Origin of the sequence: Streptomyces sp. NPDC051286 (genome assembly GCF_044455345.1) — a bacterium.
GTDB lineage: Bacteria > Actinomycetota > Actinomycetes > Streptomycetales > Streptomycetaceae > Streptomyces.
In genome coordinates this window covers 22,223-36,677 of the sequence record NZ_JBITER010000032.1, presented here as the reverse complement: position 1 = coordinate 36,677, position 14,455 = coordinate 22,223, and the positions used below count along the sequence as shown (strand labels likewise).

Sequence of the window (14,455 nt, the reverse complement as noted above, 5' to 3'; positions counted from 1 at the left end):
GTACAGCAGTACGGTGTGGTTCATGCGCCCCGACACGCCTGCCGACCACATCGCCGAAGCCGAGCGCCTGCTGCGCACCGCGGCGCAGTACCCCGACGACCGGGAGCCGCTGCTCCTGCGCGCCGCGGCCCACCTGGAGCTCGCCGACCAGCGCCCCCGCGCCACCACCCTCTACGACGAACTGCTCGCCGCCGATCCCGCCGAACCGTCCCTGATCAAGGCCCTCAAGGCAGCGAATCTCTGGGAGTACGGTCACGAGGCGGAGGCCCGCGCGATCATCGACGGCCTCCGCGCGGCGGGACCGCGCGAAGCGGCCGCCTGGAGGATCGCGGCCGAGACCCTCGAATCGCACGACGAGCTGGAGTCGGCGCACGACTTCTTCTCGGCCGCGCTGACCCTGCTCCTGGCTCCGGGCGAGGAAGTCCCGTACGTCACCCAGTCCCTGCTGTTCGGCCGCCACCGGGTACGACGTCTGATGGGCCTCGGCCACGACGCCTGGGACGAGCTCGCCGACACCCTCCACAGCGCCACGGTCCCGCTGGACGAGCTCCACGACCCGAAGCGCCTGTGGGCGCTGGGCTCGTCCGACCCTGACGAGCTCCAGGCCGAGATCATCCGCCTCCGCGCGGAACTGGGCACCTATCGCACGGCTCTGTCCCGCCCGTTCCCGGTGGCGGTCCTGCACTGGACGGCGGCGGAACTCGACGAGCTCCTGACCGCGTACCCGGCCCTGCGCGCCGAGTACCCGTCCCACCCCGAGCACCTGGCCCGCCTGGAAGCCTCGCTCCGCGACCTGCACGCGGCAGGGACCCCGAACCTCGGCATCGTCACCGGCACGGTTCCGTCGTACGAGGCCTTCGCCGCCTCGGAGGCCGCGTCGCCGTCCGACCCGGACCTCCTCCCCCAGTACGCCACCACCCTCGCGGCCCGCGGCCGCGCGGTCCCGTGGCCGCCGGCCCGGAGCGCGGCGTGCTGGTGCGGGTCGGGTCGGGCGTACCGGGAGTGCCACGGGGCGGCGTAGCAACATAGGAAGGCCGCAGCGCTGTTGAAGGGCCCCGTCGAATCCGCCACCCCGGATCGGGGCCCTTCCCCTACACCTCGTAGCCGGTTCCTAGCCGACAAAGTGAGAAGCTCGCTTATGACCACGGTGCATCCTTTGTCCGCTGCCGTTTCTGCCCGGATGAGTCGGCAGTTGAGCCGGAACACCGCGTCCGAGGTGGCGCTGCGGAAGCTCCTCTACGCAGCGGGGCTCCACTGTCGCCTTCACGTACCCGTGCCAGGAATGCCTCGCCGCACGATCGATATCGCCTTCCTAAGGGCTGTCCCGTAACTGGTGGTGTCCCGCCTCAGTGAAGTTCAGTCGATCTCACTGCCCTTGGCCCGGGAAGAGCGAGGGCTGAGCGACAAAACCAGGTGGCCGACGGTCACTGCGGTACCCGATCATGCACTTATGCCGCTGAGAGACACCCTTGCCCGAGTCGACGCGGACCTGGCCGCCGGCCGGGTTCCCGTCGCGCGCCAGCGCCTGCGCGGGTTGGTGTCGTCCTTTCCGAACGACCTGATGCTTCGCCGCCGCCTGGCCGAGGTGTACCGCCTGTACGGAGAGCCTGCGGAAGCGGGCCGCTGGATGTACTTCGAACAGGACCGGGACGCAGCTGAGACCTCCGCCTTCGAGGCGAGATACCCCACAGCTCCGCAGCGCATGCGGGCACTTGCCTGGCATGGGCCTGAGTCGCTTGCCCCATCGGCCTTCGCCAGAGAGCAATTGGCAGCAGTACGAGCAGCCTGCTCCGATGCCATGGGACGCCCCGTCGACTGGGACACGGTCCCATCTGACTGGAAGGAAGACAGCAGGGGAAACGCTTTTGCCGACTTCCTGGCAGGGGCCGGATGCCTGGTGGCGGTCCTTGCGTTCCTCGCGATCTGGGTGAACGGACTCGTTGCCCTCTTTGACTGACTCAGTTCGCCGGGGACTGTGGGGGGCGCCGCTCAAGGTTCCCTACGCGCGCCACAACGGCCACGCGGACCAGCTCCGCCAGGCGATCGATGGAGCGGTTGGCGAATAGGACCCAGGGCGACCCGGTTCGATCCTTCGGCGCCCGTTGTTCGGCGCCACGGATCCGCCTCCGGGAAGACTCCCTCAAGGCCCCACCTTTGCAATATCATCACATTCAATCCACTGATCTCAGGGCCGTACCTCCCCCGCGCAGGTCTCAGCTCTGTGCGCGCGAGGAAGCCTTCATGACGCCCTATCAGCCTTCCGGCGACTGGCAGTACGAGATCCCGACGACCGGCAGCAAGCGGCTTCCGCCCGCCGCCCGTTATGTCGAGTCGCTGACGCACCAGGGTTACGGCTTCGAGGCGGCCATAGCCGACCTGGTCGACAACTCCATCGACGCGGGCGCCCGAAACGTCGTCATCAGCTTTCTCCGGGACGAGGACCGCCTCGTCAGCCTGCTCGTCATCGATGACGGATGCGGCATGAACGACGAGGCGCTGGACACCGCGATGACAGTCGGCGGCCGCGAGGGGTACGCCAAGAGCGCACTCGGCCACTTCGGGGCGGGTCTCAAGGCCGCATCGCTCTCGCACGCCGATTCGCTCACCGTCATCAGCCGGACCAAGCGCAGCCCGTCCACCGGCCGCCGCTGGCTGACAGCCCGCGCCCAGGCCGACTTCACGTGCGACGTCGTCGATCCCCGCTACTGCCAGGACCTCGTCGACCGCTACGACGGAATCGTCGAGTGGCACGGCACGATCGTCCGCTGGGACCACGTCCGGGCCTTCGACACGGTGACGACCGGTCAGGCCGACCGGTTCCTCAATGACGCGATCGAGAAGCTGGAGACCCACCTCGGCCTCTATCTGCACCGCTTCCTGGCCCGCGAGGGCTTCAACGTCGACATCGTCGTCGAGGACGTGCGGACCAAGGAGGAGCTCGACCACCGCGGCGTGGAGCCGCTCGACCCGTTCGGCTACCGGGTGCCGGGCCGGGCCGGCTACCCCCGTACGTACACCGCACCGATCGAGGGCGTCGGCGAACTCACGCTGACCGCGCACGTCTGGCCGCCGAAGTCGCCGCTGGTCAGCTTCCGCGGCATCGGTCCGCTCGCCGAACGCCAGGGCTTCTACATCTACCGCAACGACCGGCTCGTCCAGGCGGGCGGCTGGAACAGCACCCGCAGCGCCGAGGGCCACCTCGCCCTGGCCCGGATCGCCGTGGACCTGCCGACCGAACCGAACGACGTCTTCAGCCTCACGGTGAAGAAGGACGGCGTGACGGTCACGCCCGCCTTCGCCCGCGGTCTCGAACAGGCCACCGACGACAAGGGCCACACGTTCGCCGCGTACCTCCAGGAAGCAGAGACGACGTACCGGGAGGCGGCCCGCCGCTCCACCGAACCGACCCGCAAGGCCGTCATCCCGGCCGGCAAGGGCCTCGACCCGAAACTGAAGCGGGCCCTGCGGGACGAACTGCCGGAACTGGACGGCGAGGACCCGATCACCTTCCGCTGGGACACGCTGCCGTCGGAGGTCTTCTTCGAACTCGACCGGGAGGAGCGGGAGGTCAGGCTCAACAAGGAGTACCGGCTGGCCTTCAACGGAGGCCGCCGCGGCGGTCTGAACGACGCTCCGGTCGTCAAGAGCATGCTCTACCTCATGGTCAACGAGATCTTCCAGAAGGAACGGGTGCGGGCCGTCCACACCGACAACTTGGCGCTGTGGAACAGCGTCCTGGTGACCGCCGCCCGCTGCGAACTCTCCCGCTGACCCGCTGAAAAGAGCCCTTACGCCATGACTGACGCTGCGGATCACCTCTACAACCTGCACGGCGACGTCCTGGCCGCAATGCGCCGCGGCCCCAAGGCCTTCGCCAAACTCGCCTTCGTCCTGTCCGAGGCAGAGGAACCCGCCGACACGGACTTCGGCCACTTCCGGGACCGTATCGTCGCAGCGGGCCCCGGCGACGAACTCACGGCACTCTGGCACCGCACCCTGACCGCCTGGGACCTCGCGGAACACGCGGACTGGTCGACCGCCGCCGCCCGCACCGACGAGCGCCGCGCGGACACCTATGCCCGCCTCGGCTTCGGACCCGACCTGCGCAAGGCGCTGGACCAGGCGGTACCGGTGTTCAAGGAGCCCGGCGCGACGGTCATCAGCAAGGACTTCACGTCCTGGTACTCCCGCGACGCCGCCGCCGCCCGTTCCTTCTACTGGAACTCGTACGAGCAACTCCTGCGCCGCAAGGGCTGGTCGGACGCGGCCGTCTCCAGCCTCGACGAGGCAAGCCATGCCGTGGTCGAACGCCTCTCCGACCCCACCCGCACCGAGGCGTACGGCGCTCGCGGCCTGGTCGTCGGCTACGTCCAGTCGGGAAAGACCGCCAACTTCACCGGAGTCACGGCAAAAGCCATCGACGCCGGCTACCGCCTGGTCATCGTCCTCGGCGGCACCCTGAACCTCCTCCGGGGCCAGACCCAGCGCCGCCTGGACATGGAACTGATCGGCCAGGAGAACATCCTGCGCGGCGCCGACCCGTCGGACCTCGATGCCCTGGTCGGCATCGACTACCAGGACGACGAGGACTGGCCGGAGAAGTTCGTCAGCCACGGCCACCGGCCGTTCAACATCGAGCGGCTCACCACCCGGGACAACGACTACCGCAGCCTTCTGCAGGGCATCCGCGCCCTGGAGATCGAGAAGCGCGAACCGCACCTCCCGCTGTACGTCCCCGAGAACCTGCATCGCGCGGCCGCCCGCGTCATGGTCGTCAAGAAGAACAAGTCCGTCCTGACGAACCTGGTCAAGGACCTCAAGAAGATCGGTCCGATCCTCCGCGAGATCCCCACCCTGATCATCGACGACGAGTCCGACCAGGCATCCGTGAACACGTCCGACCCGAAGAAGTGGGAGTCGGGCCAGATCCAGCGCACGGCGATCAACGGACTAATCTCCCAGCTCCTGGGCCTGCTCCCCCGCGCTCAGTACGTCGGCTACACCGCCACCCCGTTCGCGAACGTCTTCATCGACCCGAGCGACGGCGAGGACATCTTCCCGCGCGACTTCCTGATCTCCCTGCCGCGGCCGGTCGGCTACATGGGCGTGCAGGACTTCCACGACCTGGAGGGGGAGGGCGCGGCCGAGGAGACCCACGTACGCGGGATATACGAGGGCACAAGCGACCGCCTCCAGGAGGCGATGGACGCGTTCGTCCTCACGGGCGCCCTGAAGCTGTACCGCGCCGACCGCGGTGTCTCGGAAGGCCCGTTCCGTCACCACACGATGCTGGTGCACGAGTCCGTGAAGATGGACGACCACGCGGATCTCGCCGCACGCATCAAGACGATGTGGAGCAACGCCGGATACATGTCCCGTGAGGGGCACGACCGCCTGGAAGCCCTGTTCGGAGCCGACTTCCGCACGTACGCGACCGACGGTCCACCCACCCCCGATTCGTACGCCGAACTCAAGCCGTACATCTCCCCCACGCTTCAACGCGTGTCGTCGGGCGGGTCCCCCGTCATCGTCGTCAACGGCGACACGGACCGCTACTTCTCCCAGATCGATCTGGACTTCGACCGCACACCGAACGTCTGGAAGATCCTCGTCGGCGGCACGAAACTGTCCCGCGGCTTCACCGTAGAGGGCCTCACGGTCACCTACTACCGCCGCACCACCCGCCAGGCCGACACCCTGATGCAGATGGGCCGCTGGTTCGGCTTCCGGCCCGGCTATCGCGACCTTGTCCGCCTCTACATCGGCCGCGAGGAGCCACTGACCAAGACGCAGACGGTCGACCTGTACGAGGCCTTCGAGGCGATCTGCCGCGACGAGGAAACCTTCCGCTCCCAGCTGTCGCGCTACGCGGAACTGGTCGACGGCAAGCCACAGGTCACCCCGGCCCAGATCCCGCCGCTGGTGTCCCAGCACCTGCCATGGATCAAGCCGAGCGGTCGGAACAAGATGTTCAACGCGGAGCTGGTGGAGATCCGGTCACCGGGGGAATGGGTCGAGCCGACGGCGTATCCGACGAATCCCGATGACCTCCGCCACAACGTGGAAGCCTGGCGCCCGGTCCTGGACTCGCTCGACCCCACACCCGTCACGGTGAGCTGCTCCTCCCCCGAGCACGGCCGCAGCGACAGTTACGAGGCTCTGCTCGGCACCCTCGATCACACCGCGCTGCTGCAGATCCTGTGCGATCTGCGATGGTCCGCTCCCTCACTGTTCTCACCGCACCTGGAGTCGCTCGTTGCGGTCGCCGATTCCGGCCCGGGCATCGACGACTGGCTCGTGGTCGTCCCGCAGCAGACCTCGGACCGCGGCGCTGCGGCAACGGTCCTCGGCTCCCGCCCGCTCACGCTCGCGCACCGCAGCCGTCGCCGCGGCGACCTCTTCGGCGCGATCAGCGAACCGAAGCACCGCGGAGTCGCCCTGCGAGTTGCGGGCGCCCTGAACGACTCCGGGGACCCCTCGGTCGAGAAGTTGGTACGGGAGCGGCGCGGGGTCCTGGTCCTGTATCCCGTGGTCGAGGACGAACCGCGCCTGTCCGACGACGGGGCTATCGATCCCCGGCACCTGGTCATGGCGTTCTCTCTGGTCGCCCCGAAGGCGTCGACCGGCGGTGAGAGGAGCCTCCTGCGCTTCCGGACCATCGATTCGGGTCGAAGGGATTCCGCAATCGTTGATCGTCAGAGCAGCGGGGCGTAGGAGACTGGGCAGTGATGAGCACGGCCAAACCTTCGTCCCCCGGGGTCTCCGCCCGGATGAGCCGCCAAGCGAGCCGCGACACCGCCCCCGAGGTGGCGGTCCGGAAGCTGCTGCATGCCGCGGGCTACCGCTATCGGATCAACGAGAAGGTGCCGGGCATGTCCCGCCGGACCATCGACATCGCCTTCACTCGGGCCAAGGTGGCAGTGATGATTGACGGATGCTTCTGGCACGGCTGCCCCGAGCACGCAACGCAACCGAGGGCGAACTCCGAGTGGTGGCGGAAGAAGCTGGATCGGAACATGGCTCGGGATCTGGAAACGACCGAGCATCTGACCGCGGCCGGGTGGACGGTGCTGCGGTTCTGGGAACACGCTCCCGCTGCCGGAGTCGCCGAGCAGGTGGCCGCAGCTGTCGACCGGGAGCGGCGCAGGCGCCGGGCACAACACAAGGGTGGGGATCTATGAGCAAGCTGCGGTTTGTCGACGTGTGCGCTGGGGCCGGCGGATTAGCCCTGGGGCTTGAGGGGGCCGGCTTCGAACCTGTGCTGCTGTTGGACAGCAAGCCGGTGGCATGCGAGACGCTTCGTCTGAACCGGCCGGCGTGGCGGGTTCTGGAGATGGACCTTCTGGATTTCGTTCCGGACGAGCACCCGGAGACGTACGACGTCGACCTGCTGTCGGCAGGGCTGCCGCGCGTGAAGTCCAGCGCGACCGCGGCGAGGGCCGAGACCGAGGAGGAACTACGCCTTCTGGAGGCTGCGGTCCTTCTGACCCACTCCGTCCAGCCGCGCGCTCTGCTCATCGAGAACGTGCCGGGACTGGTCGATGCCCCGGAGTTCGAGTCCGCTCGCGAGTTCATCCGCAAGGAACTGGAACACCTCGGATACCGGTTCGGCTGGTTCGTACTCAACGCCGCCGACTTCGGCGTACCGCAGGACCGTAAGCAGGGGCTGCTCGTCGCGTTGAAGGAGCGGTACTTCGACGCCTTCCGGCCGCCGACGCCGACGGTCGAGAGCCACGTCCCGGTCGGCCGAGCATTGCGCCGGTCCATGGCCGCTCGTGGTTGGTCCGGCGCGGATGCCTGGGCTGCTCGGGCCGTGAGCGTCGCTCCGACCCTGGTGGGCGGCTCGGACAACCGCGGAGGCGCCGATCTGGGGCCCACGGGAACAAAGAAGGCCTGGGAACGCATGGGGGTCAATGGCGGGGCTCTCGCCGACGAGGTACCCGGCCCGGACGACGACCCTTCGGCAATGATCAAACTCACGGACTCACAGACGGCCCTTCTGCAGGCATTCCCCCCGGAATGGCAGTTCGCCGGGAGGAAGACCGCTCGCTACCGGCAGATCGGACACGCCTCTCCCCCGCCGGTCGGGACAGCACTCGGACGGGCCATCTCGGCCGCCCTGACCGCACGACCTGGAACGGAATGACCGACCCAGAAGTACCGGACGGAGTGATCTTGAACGCCGGCTACACTTTGGCACCATGACCCGCCCACCTCACCCCTCACTTCGGCCTGCGCGATTCGGGATCGTCGATCTCTTCGCGGGGCCCGGCGGTCTTGATATCGCCGCCACGATCATGCAGCACGAGGGCGTGGAGAGCATCGGTGTCGAGTGGGACTCCGCCACGCGCAGGACGCGGGCGGCGGCCGGTCTCCTGACCACCGAAGTGAAGGATGTCGCCGCGCTCGGGCCGTGCGACCCCTCGGTCGTCGAGGCGACGGTGCTCACCGGTGGGCCGCCGTGCCAGTCCTTCTCCGTCGCAGGCAGTCGGAAGGGCCACAAGGCCCTGGACGACGTGCTGCGCCTGGCCACGCGCCTGGCCGACCATGAGGATGCGGCTTCGTTCGACGCCGCATGGAAAGAGGTCAAGGCCGAGACGGACCTCATGTCCGACGAGCGCACGGGATTCGTGCTCCAGCCCCTGCGCTGGATCATGGAGGCCAAGCTCAAGCGCGGCAGGCCGTACGAAGTGGTCGTCCTGGAGCAGGTGCCTACCGTGTTGCCGGTGTGGAAGCACTACGCCGAGATCCTCCGGCGGACCGGTTACGCCGCCGACGCCCACGTCCTGCACTCCGAGGACTTCGGTGTCCCGCAGACGCGACGGCGTGCCGTACTGATCGCGCAGTACGACCCGGGGAACGAGCGCCGGAAGGTCCGGTTCCCGGAAGCGACCCACCAGCGGTACAGGAAGGGCGCCGAACGACTGACGGCAAAGGATGACCACCGGGACGGTTCGCTGTTTCCGACCCCCCACGGCGATGGGGAGATCAAGCCGTGGGTGTCCATGGGGGATGCTCTCGCTGCGACGCGTCCCTATGAATTCGTCATGGTCTCCAACTACGGCTCCGGCGGCGACCCCAAGAAGCGGGGGCGTCGCAATTCCGTGGATCCCGCGCCGACGATCACCGGCAAGGTACGGCGCAACCGTCTCTTCCTGCTGAAGGAAGGCGAGTCGGGTGCGAAGGAGGTCGGTGAGGAGCTGGATCGCCTGACGTTCCCGGAAGCCGGGCTGCTCCAGTCCTTTCCCGTCGCCTATCCCTGGCGATCCACCGACGTGGCCCAACAGATCGGCAACGCCATCCCGCCTCGCCTCTCGCTCCACATCCTCAGCATGGCGCTCCTGCGCGAACCGCCGCAGGAGAAGTGGTACGCATTGCTGAAGGACTGGAAGCCCGAGGACCCGGCCACGGACGAGGCCGAGTACGCCTGAGGCCTTCGACGGGCCCAGGTGTCAGACCTCGTCGGCCTTCGTGTCGTCGGCGGCCACCTTTCCGCGTACGGGGACCTCGGCGAAGAGCTCCGCGAAGTGGTCGGCGAGTACGGCCACCGAGGTCTCCGGCGTCCTCTCCTCGTCCGGACCTTCCGGAAGCGCTCTGCGCGGCACAGCCGGCGCCGACTCGGCTGCCTCGATCCACGCCCGCAGCGGCCTGCCGTCCCGTTCCGCGTCGGGGGCGACGACGTCGTACATGAGCGTGGCCGCGGACGCGTTGATCGCTGCCGCCAAGGCGTTGATCTCCCTGCCGGTCCTCACCGTGGCGCGCTCGATCAGCCGCACCATCGCCTGTGCGGTCGGCCGGTGGTCGATCGCATCGAGCCGTAGAACGGTATTGAGCATGTCCTGGTGCGCGCAGACGGTCGCCACCGGCGCGTAGTCGGAACCGTCGCGGAACAGTTCGGCCGCCCACCACAGCCGGGCGAACGCCTGGGTGTACGCGGGGCCGCGAAACCGGGTGGAGGCGACCTTCGGCAGGTCCCCGTCCTTCTTCGGCTCGGACAGGTGTCGCCAGACGACGTAGTCGGGGGCGACGCCCAGAGCCAGGTAATTCCAGAACCTGCGGTCGGCGGCCTCGCGGCGGCTGAGCCTCAGCGTCGCGTGGAGTCGAGGAGCGAGCCAAGCATCAGCAGCTGTCACCTTCCCGTCGCGGAACCCGTGCATGGCGTCGTCGACCAGATCACGCACCGGCTCCAGCTCGGCGCGGCTCTCCTCCGCGTGCGGCAGAGGTTCGGTGATCTTGTTGAGCGCTATGGCAGGGACGTCTTCCTTGCCGGCGAGCAGTCCTTCAGTGAGGTACTGCGCCGCGTTAAGGTCCGCAAGCAACGCCAGGCGTTCCGGCAGATGGTTCGGCTTGTCGGTCATGCGTCGGTCCCCCGGTGGATGCGGTCCAGGCCACGAATGGTGGCGGTCAGGGCCTTGGGTACTTCCGCCCTGCGCGTCGCGGCGTAGTGAATGCGGGGTTGGAGATCAGTCCAACCGGACGTTCCGGTCCGCCGACGGTGAACCTCGCGCAGAGACTCCTCCAGGGGGCGGTCGGGCACAACGTCGGGCAGCATCTCTCGGAGTACCTCGCCACGCCAGTCCCGGGGGAACAGCGGCGTTCCGTCGTCCTCGATCTCCAGGTCACCGATGGCGGTGTGGAAGACGGCGGTCCACACGTCTGTACACATCTGGGCGATCAGCAGGTCTCGAACCAGGTTGTCGACCAACGTGCTGTTGCCGCCGACAAGATCGGCGACTCCTTCGAAATCGGTATTCATGTGGACGACGGGAAGGTCGCCGGACGTGTCGACGATCCAGGGCACTTCCCGGAAGCGACGCAGCCACTCCGGCCCTTCTCGGAAACCGACTTCGACGACTTCGAGTTCCCGCTCGCGCAGCGGCGCCTCGGCCTGCAGGTCGACAATCCAGTCCTTGTCCGAGGTGGCGATCTCGCGTCCCCGCACACCGTCGACAGTGGCGACCACATGGAGGGACATCGTGGCCCGGTCCAGATGGTCCGCACGCCACAGGTCGAGATGGCCCGTCCATTGGCGGCCACCCTCGTTGCCGGGCTTCAGGGGGGCCGTGATCCGCGTGTTGGTGGCACCTTCGCTCAGTACGACAACGACCGCCACGTCGGACCAGGGGCCGTCGGGCTCCGTCGCTCTGCCCGGGACGGTGGCGGAGAGTTTCAGGCGGACGCTCTCCCAGTCGTCCCGCTCGGCCACTCCCGGAGCGACCACCTGCTCGATGGACGAGAACGCAGTGGTGTCGAGGGGTTCCCGGATCTCACCCGGTCCCCGCAGTTCAACGGCGTCAACCCGTAGGGACACCATGCCGGGAAGTCGCTTGTACGGATAGGCCCTCACGCCTGGCCCCCCTTGTCGGTACGGAGTTCCACGACGAGGCCACTGAACACGGCCCGTACCGGATGCGTGGACACGTCTGTGGTTCCTCGGAAGGTCGCGTTGCGCGCGCCGGGCTCGAAGTGGATGGTGCCTTCGACCACTTCACAGTTGTGCACGGCGACGAGCTCGGACCAGCCCAAGACTGGTCGGGGCCCCGAGCGCACATCCAGTTTGGCCACTGGTGCGGGGCGCCACGAGTCGCCTCCGGCGGGAATCCTCACCTCGGCCGTGACGCACCACGCGCCGTCGCCGTCGATCTGGGCGTCGAGCTCCTCCAGCGTCGGAGGACCCGCCGTCGTCGTCGGCCGGGCGACCTTGCGGCCTCCCACAGCCAGGCGCTTGCGCAGCCGCTCGGAACCGCCGTTGCGCTTCTTGGTGGGCAACGCGACGAGGTCACGCACGACTTTGTTCGTCTGGGTAGTGAGTCCGGTGATCCGGCGGTACGCGGACGGCGAGTACAGCATCCGCAGTTCCTCCGTCTGTCCCCACTTGTCGTGCTCGGGCGGTTCGGAGGCCCGGAGGAACGCCTCGGCCTCATCCGCGAAGGGGGCGTCGTTGCCCGCCGCGTTGCCCGCAAGCAGCACGGCCTGGAAGGAGTTGGTCCCGACGGGCAGGCCGGGTACCCAACCGACCTTGACGGTCATGCGGTTGCCCCGCATCGTCGTCACTCTGTTCGGCTTGCCATCGGCATCCTCGGCCTCCGTAACCAGCACGACCGCCCGGTGCTCACCGCCGTTTCCGCGTCCCGCGGATGCCGGCACGGCGAGTGACACGGTCGCCATGGCGACCTGCCCGGATTCGGTCAGCCGCTCCACGGTCGTGCCGTCCAGGAATGCCTGCAGCGCACGTGTCCGGGAAGGTTGGGTGACACGGGGATCGACCCGGGTCTCGGGGATGAGCTCCACTCCGTTGCGGAGCGTCCGTACGGAAGCCTCCAGCAATGGCCGTTGCGTTCCTCCGCCGGTCATAGCCGCCCAGAAGTTCCGACCAAGGGCATCCAGGAGTCGGTTGTGCATCCGATGCACGCTGTCCTCGTCCTCGACGCCTTCACTCTCGGTCCCTTCGGCGAGGCTCGCCACGTCGTGGGCACCGACGATCAGGAACGACGTGCCGGCCTCGGCGCTCTCTCGCGACAGATGGAGACGCTCGACACTCTCCTCGTCGGCCCACCACGAGCGAGCGACGTTCACGTTGTCCGCATCGGGGTCGGGACGGCCGAACCATGCGGGTCCGGCCCAGGCCTTTCCGCCCACCTCACGCCAGGGCAGGTCGAGTCGGCCGATGAGTCGTCGTTCGGTGCGCCCTTCGTGCGGCTTCGACAGGGTGGAGTTCATGAGCACCAGGCCCAGTCGGCTCGTGGCCCAGAGCGTAGCCTTGCCGAGACCGTACGAACCACCGGCACCGCTCATCGACTTCTGGCTGTCCAACTGACGGCGAACGACGGCGGCGAACCGACCTGTCTCGTAGTCATCGCCGGTCAGCCCGGAGGCGTTGTAGTCGTCGATGCGGAGAAGGACCAGTCGATCGTGCTCGTACATGTCGCGCAATCCGGCAGCGACCATCCGCCCGACCTTCTGGTCCTGCTCGGCCGCCGCCTCGTAGTGCGGAAGGAGGTCGTCCCAGCGGATCTCGTCCCGGAAGCGGGCCAGGGCCTCGCCGCTCAACTCGTGCAGCGTGTAGCGCACCCGGACCGGCTGGGCAAGGTCGAGACGTTCGTCCAGGCTGTTCTGGGTCGCCTCGCGCGCCAGGACCCCGACGTCCGCCTGGAAAGCAAAGGCCGCCGCGTTCCCGAACTCGCGCCCGCCGTCGTCGTGTCCGGGACGGTGGTACCAGGAGATCGGCAGGCCGGCCAGGGTGTCCGCGGTACGGGTGTGAATCGTCCCCAGGTCCGTACCGAGCGCCTCAGCGATCTTGTTGATCGTCTCTTCACGGGGGGTCGCCCGCCCGGTGATCCAGGCCGATACCGCCGCTCGCGTCAGCCCGATGCGCTGAGCCAGATCAGCCTGGCTCAGGCCCGTGTGTTTGAGCTGTCGCGCGAGCCAGGGACCGAAATCCATGCCGCTGTCCAACGTCACCACTCCTCAGCTGCCGCACCGCCCACGGGCCCACCGTACACCGCCCATTTGACACTGGCGCCGGGGTGACAATTTTGATTGACATCACGCCCGGGACCCCAGAAAGGTTCCCATCGCTTCAAAAATCAAATGTCTCGATGGACCGCATGCTCAAAGAATGACGGGAACGACACCTTCGGCCCGATATGCACCATTGACCCGATTTACATCACCGCGATGCACGACAAGCGTGCGACGAACACCCTTGCTATGAGGGAGGATTGGTGTGTAACGTCCTGGGCGGCGAAACCCCATCGCCCGTGAATGGCACTTGAAAATAGGGTGCCTGCTTTTGCGTACCAGAACGCCAAAAATACGCTCTGCGCGCGATTTCGACGAATTCCGCTGAACCCCTGGCTCGAATCGCCGAAATGAATAGAGTGTGATTTACTCTTCGCATCGACTCACATTCCAGCGAATCTGCCAATTCTACCACCCTGCGGAATTCACACCCCCCACCTCGTGTGCATTCAGCCCTTTTGCACGTGCGCCATTTTCGGTATCGCCCGATTCGACATGCACAACACACGAGAGCAGGGGTACAGCCATGCCCGACGACGGGTTCGACATCGTCCGCGCGTACGACTCCATCGAGGACCCGGCGCTGAGGTCCGAGTTCCTCGACGCCTTCGACGTCACGCGCCCCCTCATCAACAGCCTTCGGCGCAGGCGCGATGCCGAGCGCGGGGCGGCGGCCGGGGCCACCCCGCCGCGTGATGCCAAGCGTGAGACGGCAGAGGCCACTCCGCAGCCGAACGCGTCCGCGCCTACTTCGCGCGACGGCGATGCGCCGCGCCGCCGCGTCCGGCGCACCCCCCGCCGCCCCCGGGTGATCGTGACCACCCGCCCGCCCAACAAGGACCGCGCGCTCCGTAGGTACCGCCGCACGCCCCCGACCGTCGTGTTCATCATCATCCTCAAGTCGGACTGACCAGGCGCACCGTCAAACTCCACG

General features: G+C 67.7%; 11 protein-coding genes. 8 read left to right on the top strand and 3 right to left on the bottom strand.

Annotation, left to right across the window (positions count from 1 at the left end; genetic code table 11):
* Positions 1–22: 22 nt before the first annotated feature.
* The 7 genes from ACIBB8_RS26940 to ACIBB8_RS26910 all read left to right on the top strand — a co-directional run bounded on the left by ACIBB8_RS26940 (position 23) and on the right by ACIBB8_RS26910 (position 9,431).
* Positions 23–1,021 carry an SEC-C metal-binding domain-containing protein gene (locus ACIBB8_RS26940; RefSeq protein WP_398956337.1) on the top strand — a complete coding sequence of 333 codons (999 nt, stop codon included), beginning with the start codon at positions 23–25 and terminating at the stop codon, positions 1,019–1,021.
* Between the two features lie 429 nt (positions 1,022–1,450).
* Positions 1,451–1,957, top strand: a complete 507-nt coding sequence (locus ACIBB8_RS26935; RefSeq protein ID WP_366694058.1) for a DUF6584 family protein — start codon at positions 1,451–1,453, stop codon at positions 1,955–1,957.
* A gap of 284 nt (positions 1,958–2,241) precedes the next feature.
* Complete coding sequence (locus tag ACIBB8_RS26930) at positions 2,242–3,771, top strand: ATP-binding protein (RefSeq protein ID WP_398956334.1); 1,530 nt, start codon at positions 2,242–2,244, stop codon at positions 3,769–3,771.
* A 24-nt stretch (positions 3,772–3,795) separates the two neighbouring features.
* On the top strand, positions 3,796–6,714 hold the full coding sequence (locus ACIBB8_RS26925; protein ID WP_398956332.1) for a Z1 domain-containing protein: 2,919 nt from the start codon (positions 3,796–3,798) through the stop codon (positions 6,712–6,714).
* Between the two features lie 14 nt (positions 6,715–6,728).
* Positions 6,729–7,181 carry a very short patch repair endonuclease gene (locus tag ACIBB8_RS26920; protein ID WP_398956330.1) on the top strand — a complete coding sequence of 151 codons (453 nt, stop codon included), beginning with the start codon at positions 6,729–6,731 and terminating at the stop codon, positions 7,179–7,181.
* Positions 7,178–8,146 (top strand): DNA cytosine methyltransferase, encoded by a 969-nt coding sequence (locus tag ACIBB8_RS26915; protein WP_398956328.1) that lies wholly within the window; start codon positions 7,178–7,180, stop codon positions 8,144–8,146. The genes ACIBB8_RS26920 and ACIBB8_RS26915 overlap by 4 nt, the downstream gene beginning before the upstream one ends.
* Positions 8,147–8,201: 55 nt before the next feature.
* Positions 8,202–9,431 (top strand): DNA cytosine methyltransferase, encoded by a 1,230-nt coding sequence (locus ACIBB8_RS26910; RefSeq protein ID WP_398956325.1) that lies wholly within the window; start codon positions 8,202–8,204, stop codon positions 9,429–9,431.
* Positions 9,432–9,452: 21 nt separating this feature from the next.
* Here the strand turns inward: ACIBB8_RS26910 and ACIBB8_RS26905 are convergent, their stop codons facing one another.
* Genes ACIBB8_RS26905 through ACIBB8_RS26895 form a run of 3 tightly spaced genes read right to left on the bottom strand, consistent with a single transcriptional unit; the run spans position 9,453 to position 13,443 of the window.
* Positions 9,453–10,358 carry a DUF6339 family protein gene (locus tag ACIBB8_RS26905; protein WP_398956321.1) on the bottom strand — a complete coding sequence of 302 codons (906 nt, stop codon included), beginning with the start codon at positions 10,356–10,358 and terminating at the stop codon, positions 9,453–9,455.
* A complete protein-coding gene (locus tag ACIBB8_RS26900) occupies positions 10,355–11,347 on the bottom strand; it encodes a hypothetical protein (protein WP_398956319.1) in 993 nt (330 codons plus the stop codon). The genes ACIBB8_RS26905 and ACIBB8_RS26900 overlap by 4 nt, the downstream gene beginning before the upstream one ends.
* Positions 11,344–13,443 (bottom strand): helix-turn-helix domain-containing protein, encoded by a 2,100-nt coding sequence (locus ACIBB8_RS26895; RefSeq protein WP_398956396.1) that lies wholly within the window; start codon positions 13,441–13,443, stop codon positions 11,344–11,346. The genes ACIBB8_RS26900 and ACIBB8_RS26895 overlap by 4 nt, the downstream gene beginning before the upstream one ends.
* A gap of 604 nt (positions 13,444–14,047) precedes the next feature.
* Here ACIBB8_RS26895 and ACIBB8_RS26890 point away from each other — a divergent pair.
* Entirely contained in the window at positions 14,048–14,431 is a 384-nt protein-coding gene (locus tag ACIBB8_RS26890) for a hypothetical protein (RefSeq protein WP_398956317.1), read from the top strand.
* Positions 14,432–14,455 lie beyond the last annotated feature (24 nt).

Coding starts and splice junctions, on each gene's coding strand:
- ACIBB8_RS26910 (WP_398956325.1), top strand. CDS start 8,202: ATGACCCGCCCACCTCACCCCTCACTTCGGCCTGCGCGATTCGGGATC.
- ACIBB8_RS26930 (WP_398956334.1), top strand. CDS start 2,242: ATGACGCCCTATCAGCCTTCCGGCGACTGGCAGTACGAGATCCCGACG.
- ACIBB8_RS26895 (WP_398956396.1), bottom strand. CDS start 13,443: ATGGATTTCGGTCCCTGGCTCGCGCGACAGCTCAAACACACGGGCCTG.
- ACIBB8_RS26920 (WP_398956330.1), top strand. CDS start 6,729: ATGAGCACGGCCAAACCTTCGTCCCCCGGGGTCTCCGCCCGGATGAGC.
- ACIBB8_RS26925 (WP_398956332.1), top strand. CDS start 3,796: ATGACTGACGCTGCGGATCACCTCTACAACCTGCACGGCGACGTCCTG.
- ACIBB8_RS26905 (WP_398956321.1), bottom strand. CDS start 10,358: ATGACCGACAAGCCGAACCATCTGCCGGAACGCCTGGCGTTGCTTGCG.
- ACIBB8_RS26890 (WP_398956317.1), top strand. CDS start 14,048: ATGCCCGACGACGGGTTCGACATCGTCCGCGCGTACGACTCCATCGAG.
- ACIBB8_RS26935 (WP_366694058.1), top strand. CDS start 1,451: ATGCCGCTGAGAGACACCCTTGCCCGAGTCGACGCGGACCTGGCCGCC.
- ACIBB8_RS26940 (WP_398956337.1), top strand. CDS start 23: ATGCGCCCCGACACGCCTGCCGACCACATCGCCGAAGCCGAGCGCCTG.
- ACIBB8_RS26915 (WP_398956328.1), top strand. CDS start 7,178: ATGAGCAAGCTGCGGTTTGTCGACGTGTGCGCTGGGGCCGGCGGATTA.